The 11,032-nt window shown below is 45.7% G+C and carries 11 protein-coding genes; 8 read left to right on the forward strand and 3 right to left on the reverse strand.

Annotation, left to right across the window (positions count from 1 at the left end):
• Positions 1–3: 3 nt before the first annotated feature.
• The 5 genes from R8O11_RS22620 (at position 4) to R8O11_RS22640 (ending at position 5,208) form a co-directional block, all read left to right on the forward strand.
• The gene (locus tag R8O11_RS22620; protein WP_005382737.1) at positions 4–1,071 is read left to right on the forward strand and encodes a branched-chain amino acid ABC transporter permease; all 1,068 of its coding nucleotides are present in this window, start codon (positions 4–6) and stop codon (positions 1,069–1,071) included.
• A 45-nt stretch (positions 1,072–1,116) separates the two neighbouring features.
• The gene (locus R8O11_RS22625) at positions 1,117–2,361 is read left to right on the forward strand and encodes an ABC transporter substrate-binding protein (protein ID WP_005373285.1); all 1,245 of its coding nucleotides are present in this window, start codon (positions 1,117–1,119) and stop codon (positions 2,359–2,361) included.
• A gap of 80 nt (positions 2,362–2,441) precedes the next feature.
• Positions 2,442–3,263, forward strand: a complete 822-nt coding sequence (locus tag R8O11_RS22630) for an ABC transporter ATP-binding protein (RefSeq protein WP_005373283.1) — start codon at positions 2,442–2,444, stop codon at positions 3,261–3,263.
• A gap of 9 nt (positions 3,264–3,272) precedes the next feature.
• Entirely contained in the window at positions 3,273–4,475 is a 1,203-nt protein-coding gene (locus R8O11_RS22635) for a phenylacetate--CoA ligase family protein (RefSeq protein WP_086047479.1), read from the forward strand.
• A 136-nt stretch (positions 4,476–4,611) separates the two neighbouring features.
• On the forward strand, positions 4,612–5,208 hold the full coding sequence (locus R8O11_RS22640) for a methyltransferase domain-containing protein (protein ID WP_053349212.1): 597 nt from the start codon (positions 4,612–4,614) through the stop codon (positions 5,206–5,208).
• A 288-nt stretch (positions 5,209–5,496) separates the two neighbouring features.
• Here the strand turns inward: R8O11_RS22640 and R8O11_RS22645 are convergent, their stop codons facing one another.
• From R8O11_RS22645 to budA, 3 genes are read right to left on the reverse strand one after another with little or no spacing between them, the layout of a single operon-like run.
• Positions 5,497–6,255, reverse strand: a complete 759-nt coding sequence (locus tag R8O11_RS22645) for an SDR family NAD(P)-dependent oxidoreductase (RefSeq protein ID WP_017820351.1) — start codon at positions 6,253–6,255, stop codon at positions 5,497–5,499.
• Positions 6,252–7,955: an acetolactate synthase AlsS gene (gene alsS / locus R8O11_RS22650; protein ID WP_318194454.1), complete on the reverse strand. Its 1,704-nt coding sequence runs from the start codon at positions 7,953–7,955 to the stop codon at positions 6,252–6,254. Before alsS ends, R8O11_RS22645 begins: the two co-directional genes overlap by 4 nt.
• 29 nt (positions 7,956–7,984) lie before the next feature.
• Positions 7,985–8,770, reverse strand: a complete 786-nt coding sequence (budA, locus tag R8O11_RS22655) for an acetolactate decarboxylase (protein WP_053304714.1) — start codon at positions 8,768–8,770, stop codon at positions 7,985–7,987.
• Between the two features lie 97 nt (positions 8,771–8,867).
• On the opposite strand from budA, the gene R8O11_RS22660 reads away from it, so the two are divergent.
• The 3 genes from R8O11_RS22660 (at position 8,868) to R8O11_RS22670 (ending at position 10,974) form a co-directional block, all read left to right on the forward strand.
• Complete coding sequence (locus R8O11_RS22660) at positions 8,868–9,749, forward strand: LysR family transcriptional regulator (protein WP_205391209.1); 882 nt, start codon at positions 8,868–8,870, stop codon at positions 9,747–9,749.
• 129 nt (positions 9,750–9,878) lie between these two features.
• Positions 9,879–10,604 (forward strand): hexitol phosphatase HxpB, encoded by a 726-nt coding sequence (gene hxpB / locus R8O11_RS22665; RefSeq protein WP_205391208.1) that lies wholly within the window; start codon positions 9,879–9,881, stop codon positions 10,602–10,604.
• On the forward strand, positions 10,597–10,974 hold the full coding sequence (locus tag R8O11_RS22670; protein WP_318194455.1) for a hypothetical protein: 378 nt from the start codon (positions 10,597–10,599) through the stop codon (positions 10,972–10,974). Before hxpB ends, R8O11_RS22670 begins: the two co-directional genes overlap by 8 nt.
• Positions 10,975–11,032: the final 58 nt, after the last annotated feature.

The following is an 11,032-nucleotide window of genomic DNA, read 5'->3' on the forward strand; positions in this document are numbered from 1 at the left end:
AACATGGCTCAACTTAGCATGCGCCCATGTGGGGATTTTCGAACCACATACAAAAGCGATACGCCAATTTTTGAAACCAAAACCATCAGAAGCCTTGCGATTGCTGGTGTCATCGCCATGCTGGCAGCACCGCTGGTCTTGGATATTTACTTCCTAAACCTGTTTATTCAAATTGCATACCTCGGTATCGCGGCATTGGGCTTAAACATTCTGGTTGGTTTTACCGGACAAATCTCGCTAGGTCACGGTGCGTTCTTTGGTTTTGGCGCCTTTGCATCGGCTTGGTTAAATAACCAGTTTAACATTCCAGTCGTGTTTGCGATTCCGCTTGCGGGTTACTTAACCATGATTGTGGGGATGCTGTTTGGTCTGCCAGCGGCTCGAATTAAAGGTTTATATCTAGCTATCGCAACGTTGGCGGCGCAGTTTATTTTAGAGGACTTCTTTGCTCGCGCAGATTGGTTCAGTGGCGGCTCATACGGTGCAAGCGCGAACCCAATTAATTTGTTTGGCTTTGAGTTTACGACTGACGAAAGCTTCTTCTACATCGCTCTGTTTGCGCTGATCTTCATGTATATGTGGGCATCAAACTTAATCCGTTCTCGTGACGGTCGCGCGTTTGTCTCAGTACGAGATCACTATCTGTCAGCAGAGATCATGGGCATCAACCTAACCAAGTATCGTCTGCTCTCATTTGGAGTGTGTGCATTCTATGCAGGCATCGGGGGGGCACTCTACGGACATTATCTAGGGTTTGTATCAGCAGAAGGCTTCACCATCATGATGTCTATCCAGTTCTTGGCAATGATCATCATTGGTGGCTTGGGTTCAGTCAAAGGCACATTGATGGGGACGATATTTATCGTATTGCTGCCTGAAGTTTTGGAGTTTGGCGTAACGGGGCTTTCAGCGTTTGGTGATACCACCGCTTTCACTGATGGTCTGGCTTACTTCAAAGAGATGGCGATTGGTTTAGTCATCATGTTGTTCCTTATTTTCGAACCTCAAGGATTATCGCATCGCTGGCAACAGATTCGAGCATATTGGAAACACTATCCGTTCTCATATTAACGTGGAATTAAGTGGAATATACCTCAATAACAAGGACAACGAGTTATGAACAAAGGACATTTAGCGACAACGTTGGTGCTGTCATCTGCACTGTTTACTACCGCAACTTGGGCAAAAGATTCTGTGTTTGTCGGGCAATTAGTCGACTTTTCTGGACCAACTGCCTATGTGAGCAAGCCTTATGGTTCTGGCGTGCGAGACGCATTGCGTTGGATTAACCAAAACGGTGGCATTAACGGTACCGAGCTCGAATTTGAAACAGTAGACATGGCGTACAAAGTACCAGTGGCGATTTCTAACTATAAACGTTGGGTTGCGCGTAAAGACATGGTTGCGCTGCAAGGTTGGGGTACGGCGGATACCGAAGCGCTTATTTCGTTTGTTACCAAAGACAAAGTGCCGGTGTTCTCTGCTTCTTACTCTGGTCACTTAACTGACCCAACTGGCAAAAACCCAAAAACCGCGAAACCAGCGCCTTATAATTTCTTTTATGGTGCGTCGTACTCAGATGCGTGCCGTGCGCTAGTTAAGTGGGCGAAAGAAGATTGGGAATCTAAGGGCAATCAAGGTGCGCCGAAATTTACGCACATTGGCGATAACCATCCATTCCCGAATGCGCCAAAAGAAGCGTGTGCAGAGTACGCCAAAGAGCTTGGTTTTGATGTGCAAAACCCAGTCGTTGTGTCACTAAAACCAGGGGACTTTAAAGCGCAATGTTTGTCGCTGAAAGAGTCAGGCACCAACTACGGTTACATTGCCAATATCGGTAGCTCGGTTATCTCACTAGTGAAGTCTTGTAACACGGTTGGGACAGAGTTCCAGTACATGGCAAACATTTGGGGCGGCGACAAGCCAGTGCTTGAAGCAGCAGGCGATGGCCTTAAAGATTACGTTTTCCCAGGTATGACGGCGTTTTGGGGAGACGATAACGAAGGCATGAAGCTGGTTCGTGAGATTTCTAAGCAGTCTGAATCAGAGCCGGGCGAATTCAGAACTCACCATTACATTCGCGGTATTTGTTCTGCGTTCTATATGAAAGAAGCAATGGAGTGGGCGAAAGACAACGGTGGTATCACAGGTGAAAACATCAAGAAGGGCATGTATGTCCATGACAACTGGGTACCACAAGGCTTAGAAGGTGTTTGTGTCCCTGCGAACTGGAAACCGGAAGATCACCGAGGCACAACAACCGTGAACGTCTTTATGGGCAACAACGATGGCGGTGCAGTTGATATTAAGAAAGTATCTCAGGTGACATTGTCACGTCGTGACGATTGGCTAGGTTACTAATCTACGACTTATTAATAACAAAGCTTACTGAAAATAAGGATGGGTGAGAGAACACTCTCACCCTAGCAAGGAGTAGCTTGATGGCTGAATTAGCAACGAATATCGAACCGGCAGAAATACTGCTTTCAGTGAACAACATTGAAGTCGTCTACGACGAAGTAATACTAGTACTTCGCGGTGTGAGTTTAGAAGTTCCAAAAGGGCAGATTGTGACCTTACTGGGCGCCAACGGTGCGGGTAAATCCACAACGTTGAAAGCCATTTCTGGTCTATTGAAAACCGAAGATGGTGAAGTAACGCGCGGCGAAATCAACTTCATGGGCGAGCGTATAGACAACAAAAGCCCGGAAGAGATCGTCCGTTCGGGCATCTTCCAAGTTATGGAAGGGCGCCGAATTGTTGAAGATATGACGGTAATAGAAAATCTTCGCTTAGGCGCTTATACACGCACTGACAACGAAGTTGAACAAGACATCGAAATGGTGTTTGACTATTTCCCGCGACTCAAAGAGCGCACTGGCCTGGCGGGCTATTTGTCTGGCGGTGAGCAACAAATGTTAGCGATTGGCCGAGCGTTAATGGCTCGACCGAAGATGATTTTGTTGGACGAACCGTCTATGGGGCTTTCTCCACTGCTAGTTAAAGAAGTATTCAGCATTATTAACAAGATCAACAAAGAGCAAGGTATTACCATGCTTTTGGTTGAACAGAATGCCAACTTCGCTCTTCAAGCGGCCGATTACGGTTACATCATGGAATCAGGCAAAATCGTACTAGATGGCAGCAAGCACGAATTGCTAAACAATGAAGACGTAAAAGAATTCTACCTTGGCGGCGGCGATGAAGATCGCAAGAGCTTTAAGAATCTGAAATCTTACAAACGTCGTAAGCGTTGGTTGTAAGGAGCAAGGATGAACGAACTATTTGATGCGAAAGAATCGTTGTCTCTACAGGCGCGAGAAGAGTCGTTGTTTCAACGTCTGCCAACGTTGATTGAAAATTCGAAAGTCAATAGCGAACATTACGCGGCGCATTTTTCTGGGTTAGAGCCTACATTGGCAAACAATCGTGAAGGGCTTGCTAAGTTCCCGATTACACGTAAGTTCAATGTACCTAATCAGCAGCAACTTAAACCGCCGTTTGGTGGCTTAAATAGCGTTGCCATTGGTCAAATGGCGCGTGTTTTTCAGTCTCCTGGGCCTTTATATGAGGCTCAAACGGATGAGGCCGATTTCTGGCGTATGGGGCGTGCGTTTCACGCAGCTGGGTTCTGTGCGGGTGATTTAGTGCATAACACGCTCTCTTACCATTTCTCTCCTGGCGGATTTATTATGGATGGTGGCGCAAGGGCTTGTGGCTGTGCGGTATTTCCGGCTGGAGTAGGCAATACCGAAGCGCAAATAGAGGCAATTAAACAGCTTCAACCTAATGGTTACACTGGCACACCTTCGTATTTGCTGACGTTGCTACAAAAGTACCAAGAGAAATACGATGAGCTGCCTAGCTTTGAGAAAGCTCTGGTCTCTGGTGAAGCGGTTACAGCAGACATGCAACAGATGTTTGAGGACAAAGGCATTGCAGTCTTTCAAGCCTACGCAAGTGCAGAGCTTGGTTTGATTGCTTATCAAGTGTCTGGTGAACAAGGATTAGTGATTGCCGAAGATATTATTGTTGAAATCGTTGATCCTGATGGTGTTCCTGTACAACCGGGAGAAGTCGGTGAAGTTGTTGTAACGTCGCTCGATGAGAAGTTCCCGCTGATTCGCTACGCAACGGGAGATTTATCGGCATACCTAGAAATGGGCTCGGATTTGCTACGCACGAATGCACGAATTAAGGGCTGGATGGGACGAGCAGACTCCGCGGTGAAAGTAAAAGGGCTGTTTGTTTATCCGCATCAGATCCAAGAAGTCTGTCGTCGCCACGATATTAAAGGCTCCTTGAAAATTGAACGCGATGGCTTCAACGATGCCATTACTTTCTGTTGTCATGATGTGCATGTATCAGCAGAGGACATTCAAGCAACACTCCAGTCTGTCACTAAACTGAAAGGCAATGTCCAGTTTGTACCGAACCAAGCGGAGCAGCCGTTAATCAATGATCTTCGCAGTTAACTCATTGGTGGCATAAGTGCAGTAGAAAGTGGTTGTCATAAAAAACTAACAACGTCAGACAAAAGGCTAGAAAAGGGATACCACATTGCGCTGCGTATCCCTTTATTTTTTACTACCGCAATCAGGGAGCGGGTAAATGAAACAGGCACCAATGATTAACACACAATTCTGGGATGATTTGTTTATCCGAGGCACTATGCCTTGGGATGCCCAATCGACACCTCAAGAACTCAAGGACTATCTCGACAATTCACTTCATGTAGGCCAGTCAGTGTTTATTCCTGGGTGTGGTGCCGCTTATGAACTGAGCACTTTTATTCAATATGGGCATGACGTGATCGCGATGGATTACAGCCAAGAAGCGGTAAAAATGGCGCAATCAGCGTTAGGTAACTACAAAGATAAAGTCGTATTGGGTGATGTATTTAATGCCGATTTTTCTCACTCGTTTGATGTCATTTACGAGCGGGCCTTTCTCGCAGCACTACCGAGAGACATGTGGTCAGAATACTTTTCGATGGTGGATAAATTATTGCCAAGCGGAGGTTTTCTAATTGGTTTTTTCGTCATTGATGATAATTACCTATCACGCTTTCCTCCATTTTGTTTGCGAAGTGGGGAGTTGGCATCTTTTCTAGAGCCCACGTTTGAACTTGTGAAGTCCTCAGTGGTGGCAAACAGTGTTGAGGTTTTTAAAGGCAGAGAGCAATGGATGGTGTGGCAGAAACGTTAGTCGTCACTGAGACTTCTTTAGAATGTATTCGCGGAAACTGTCTGGTTCTTTGTGAATCGCTGATACATAAGTCTTCACTCTATGCCTGATGGAATGCTCACATAGTTTGTCGGTTTGTGTGAAACATTAATTTCTCGTTGCTGGTTTAAGTTGTTGAGATATCTCTAACAGCGGTCGAGTGGTTGAGTTTATTGCCGGCACGGGTTGTGTGCTCAGAGCGTAAAGCGACAGATCAGCATCGATCCGAAAGGTAGTAGAACGTCTCTCACTGATCTGTCTATTTCATGCTTATACTATTTTAGGTTGACCATCTGATGCGGTGGCACCGCCGTCTACAGGTAGGTTTACGCCATTAATGAAAGATGCGTCATCACTTGCCAAGAAAGTCACGACAGACGCAATTTCTTCAGGTTCGGCTGCTCGGCCAAGCGCAATGCGCTCATTGAATTTATCGCGGATGTCCTGCGGCCAGCCGTTTGTCATGTTGGTTTTTACTAAACTTGGGCATACGGCGTTAATTCTTACCCCATCCGCACCATGGTCCAATGCCATCGCTCGGGTAAGGTTCACCACTGCGCCTTTACTCGCGCAATAGAATGCGGCACCCCAGTCACCACCCAAACCGGAAACGGACGCGGTATTTACCATACAACCTTTCGTTTTTAAGAGTTCAGGCAAAGCAAACTTCGCGCAATAAACAACACCATCAATGTTTACACCAGAGATCTTCTTCCAGTCTTCCACACTACCTTCAATCACGGAACCAGGGACATGTACGCCAGCATTGTTTACTAAAATATCCAGTTTACCGAAACGGGTAACAACATCAGAAATCAGTGCTGCGACTTTTTCTGGGTCAGAAACATCAATAGAATGCGCAGACACACGCTGTTTATCAAAGCCCTCAACGGCGTTTGCCAATTGCTCTTCATTCCAATCGGCAAGAGCGACGTTTGCGCCTTCTTCATACAAACGTTTTGCGATGGCCAAACCAATACCATTGGCAGAACCAGTGACGAGTGCGACTTTATTTTTTAATCCTCTCATGCGATTTCTCCTTCGAAACTTACAAAAACGGGATCTTGATTTTTCTCTGTGCGCGGCAACATCAGTTTGTCGTTGTCGCTGTAATCTACGGGGATAGCCACCACTGCTGGTCCTTCAACGTCCATGGCTTTATTCAATGTCGGTAGCAATTCGTGTTGACTAGTCACTGCGAAGCCTTTCGCGCCAAATGATTCGGCGTACGCCTTGAAATCAATTGGTCCAAATTTCACACCAGAGCAGCGCTGATATTTGTTGATCTCTTGCATTTCTACCATGTTGTAGGCGTTATCAACCCACACAATATGGACGATATTGCAGTTCAGTCTAACCGCGGTTTCTAACTCCATGCTCGATTGCATAAAACCGCCGTCTCCCGATATCGATACCACTTTGCTACCAGGTTTTAGTAGGCTGGCACCAATGGCCCATGGCAGTGCAACGCCCATTGTTTGTTGGCCGTTAGACACCAGCATTTGGCGAGCTCGAAAACAACTTAAGTAACGAGCGATCCAGATGTGGAAGCTCCCCATATCAAGACATAGCGTGGTATCTGGTGTGATGATAGATTGCATGGCTTTAATCAGTGCCAGTGGATGAAATCCTTGCTTGTGATAGACATTGGGATAGGTTTTGATCACTTGCCGTTGCAGTGCTACCTCTTCCAGTACTGAAAGTGCCGTTGGGGAAAGGCGGGCATATTCAGAGATATAGCTGCCCATCTTGTCTAATGACTGCGCAATGTTTCCGACGATTTCAACACAAGGCTGATAATTAAGTTGGTATTCTGCCGGTTCAATATCGAGGTGAATCACTGGGTTGCGGTGGCTGTTCCAAAGCTCAGGGTCATACTCTATTGGGCTAAAGCCGATGGTGAGAATTAAATCGGCGTCCCGCAGTAAAACATCGCTAGGTTGGTTATTAAACAAACCGACACGCCCAGCAAAGTGATGATAGTAATTGATGTCTACCGTGCCGGCGGCCTGGTAAGTGCCGACAACGGGTAGCTGCGTATTTTGAAGAAACCGAGCGATAGCAGCAGCGTTTTGACTGCGGCTCGCGTGAAGGCCAAGTAAAACCACACAGCGCTTTGCTTTACTGATTCGACTGACCGCTTCTTCGATTGCTGCGATGTCTGCGCAACCAGGCTGTGTGTAAGGCGAGGGGACAATAATGTCCGTTTGGGTTTGCTCGGATAAAACATCTTGGGGGAGACTCAAAAAGCAAGCCCCAGGACGACCTGACTCTGCGATACGAAATGCGTTCGCCATGATCTCGCTTGCGGCGTCCACATGCTGCACTTCAGCACTGAACTTAGTTATAGAGCGAAAAATACTGACGGTATCCATGCTCTGGTGTGTTTGTTTTTGCTGGTCAGTTCGTTTCACCGCACCACCGATAGCAATCAGCGGATCGCCTTCGGAGTTTGCTGTTGCAACCCCCGTAACTAGATTTCCACAGCCAGGGCCTGACGTAACCATTGTGACGCCTGCTTTGCCGGTTAGTCTTCCCATAACGCCCGCCATAAACGCGCCGTTAGCCTCGTGACGTACCGGAATCATTTGGATGTTAGTGTCTTCAATCGCATCGAACAGTCGATCTATTTTTGCACCAGGAATACCGAAAATGTACTTAATGCCGAGAGACTCTAGCTGTTGAGCGATCAACTGAGCTCCATTTTTATTTGAAGGTTTGGATTGCATTTGTTGTCCTTATTATTTGCCTGACTTTGTTACTTTTCCGCCTTTTCTATGGCGGTATTTATATCTTCCGGAGCCAAATTGGCGTTGAGGAAGTCTGTCGATACTGGGGTATCAATCACTAGCCGCGAGACTTTGCCAATCTGGAGGAACCCTGACGAAATGCTGTAATCCTGAATATGACCACCTCCTTGGCGGTCATCGGTAATAAAGTGTTCGTGATAGCCGGGCACATTGATGCCAGTCGTATATTTAGGACTGCGAAAGCCGGCGACCACTCCTTGCTTATGCGTGAAGCGGAACGTTGGTTGTTCTTTGACCACTTCAAGCATTGGCCGATAAGGGCGTGTTTGTTTAGGTACGGTGCGAGTACGAACTGAATCGAAAACGCCATCAATGCGCACTGCGCAAAATAGGTTATCGCTTGGAACCAGGTCGTCTATGAGGCTATGGACTTCATGACGTGACATGCGCGATGTTAGTGGCAGCTCGATATCAGGCTTAAAAAAAGTCATGACAGCAAAGGGCGTTTTTTGCGCCAGGTCTGCCGGGTTTGCGGAGCCATCCGACTTGAGTTGAAAAACTTCCTTATCAAACGCAATCAACTCACCATCCAATTCATTGAACGTACCTAAACCAAAATCCCCATGTTTTAGCAGTTCTTCTATGGTTGTTGAGCCTTCGTAAACACCAGCGATCAAAGCACTCATTAACGAAGTCTGATAAATCTCACCATCTCCGGTAACGTGATGGTATTCAGAAAATTCTTTCGCTACTTCAAGCGAACAAGCACATAGAGGGTTATAAAATCCACGCATGAGTAAGACCAGTTATGCAATGAAGAGTATATTTAGATTGACTTCTACACGGTGCTAAATCCAATATAAAAAAGATTTATTTTGATATGGAAAATATATGGAATTTCGCTACCTGAAGTATTTTGTCGCGGTCGCCGAGACTCGTCACTTTACCCGAGCAGCTGAACAGTTAGGGATTGCGCAACCTCCTTTGAGTCAACAAATCAAAAAGCTAGAGCACGAGCTTGGCGTGGACTTATTTAAGCGCTTGTCTAGAGGAGTAGAACTGACCCATGCAGGGCAAGTCTTTTATACGGATGCGGTAAATATTCTTGCTGATGTGGAACGCGCAAAAGCAAAAGCCCGACAGATTGCCCGTGGTGAAAATACGCAGGTTAAAATTGGGTTCGCGACGTCAACATCAACCTGCATTAAGGTATTGGAGAGGATTGGGCGTATTCAAGAGAATGGGGTTCATTTACAGACGGCGGAACTATCAATGCCAGAGCTTGCCACTCAGTTAAAAAGCAAACAACTTGATCTCGCAATCATGCGGCTACCCTGTTACGCCAGTGAGCCTTTTGAGCACAAGGTGTTGTTTAACGACCCGTTTGTCGCGGTGATTCCGGCGGGCCACGAACTGGCAAAATATCCCTGTATCCAGATGAAACAGTTGAGAGGCCATAAAATTGTACTGTTTCCACGAGAGACTGGACCTGCATTGTTTGATGGTATGAGCACACTTTTTGCCGACGCAGGAGTAAGGCTCGAACCACAATTCGCAGCACCGCAACTTCGTACGACGATCGCCATGGCGCAGGCTGGGTTAGGCATTGCTATCGTTCCGCGTTCACTGGCTGAACATCTCGATGACTCTGCGACAGTCGCCGAGATTGATGATATCCCCCTAACCAGTCGTGTTGTCGTTGCTTGGGAGGCGTCTAATCTCAATAAACAAGCGTTGAAAGTAGCCATGAACATCGGTCATGTTGAGGCTTAAAGATGAGTCATCGAACTGGCTCTGATAGCCACAGACAAATGTGATACTCTCACTCGTTATATGCAAAGCTATGCTTTGGTTGAATAGACAAATCTTACTCAACGAATAGAACTTACTGAGGATGTACCAATGATATACGCTGCGGTCTTTGATATGGACGGGTTGCTGATTGATTCAGAACCTTTGTGGAAGGAAGCGGAAAAGCAGGTGTTTTCATCAGTTGGTGTCCAAGTGACCGAAGTGCTGTCAAAGCAGACTGCAACTATGACGACAGGTGAAGTAACAAGGTTTTGGTATGAACGTAATCCTTGGCAAGAAAAGAGCCTAGAGGAAGTAGAGAATGCTGTTGTGGATAAAGTGGAGGCATTAATAATTGAAAAAGGATGCGAATTAGAGGGTGTTACAGAAACACTCAAATTGCTTAAGGAAAAAGGGTTTAAGATAGGGTTGTCTACTAATTCACCTTATCAACTCATTCCCATCATTTTGAACAAACTCGGTATTGCCAGTTACTTTGACGCGATATCATCGTCAGACGATGTAGAGCAGGGTAAGCCAGAGCCAGATGTCTACCTTTCAACAATCAATAAACTAGGTGTAGATTCAAGTAACTGTATTGCCTTTGAAGACTCTTATTCGGGTATGCTTGCGGCAACACGAGCAAACATAAAAACAGTCGTGATACCTCAACCTGATAAGTTCTACCAAGAGTTCAATGAAGCCAGACTAAAGCTGCAAAAGCTATCAGAGTTTAATGAAAGCCATTTGGCGAGTTTAATGGACTTGAATTTGAAAGCAACAATTGCACCAACACCGCATGAAAGTTTTTTAGAAGAAGGACTTGATTGTGAATAGTCGGTCACTGAAAAAATACCTACTGCCAATGTTCTTATTGGTTTTACCTATAGAATCATTCGCAAAAGATACGACTATGTTGGACGAGCTCAATAATCGATTTGTTACATTTGAAAGGCGATTTGATGATTGTATCAACTCTTCTTCTCAAAATGATGTGAGTGAAAACATTGTCGATAAGATTCAAGCGCTTAATATTGATTTTGAAATTTCTGTTGGCTATTTATACAAACAATCACTTTATTTATGCTCTGATAATGAATTCAGTGAGTTAGCAAGGATTATCATGATAATTGAAACCTCCGATAATGATGGATTGCAATTATCAAAGGAAAAAGCTAGTCAAATTAGAAGGCTATGTTCCCTTTAACTGTTGTTATACTTAAAGTAGGCAACGATTGGAGGGAACTCCTATGCTTCAGTCACAG

This window comes from Vibrio sp. 1288 (assembly GCF_033344475.1).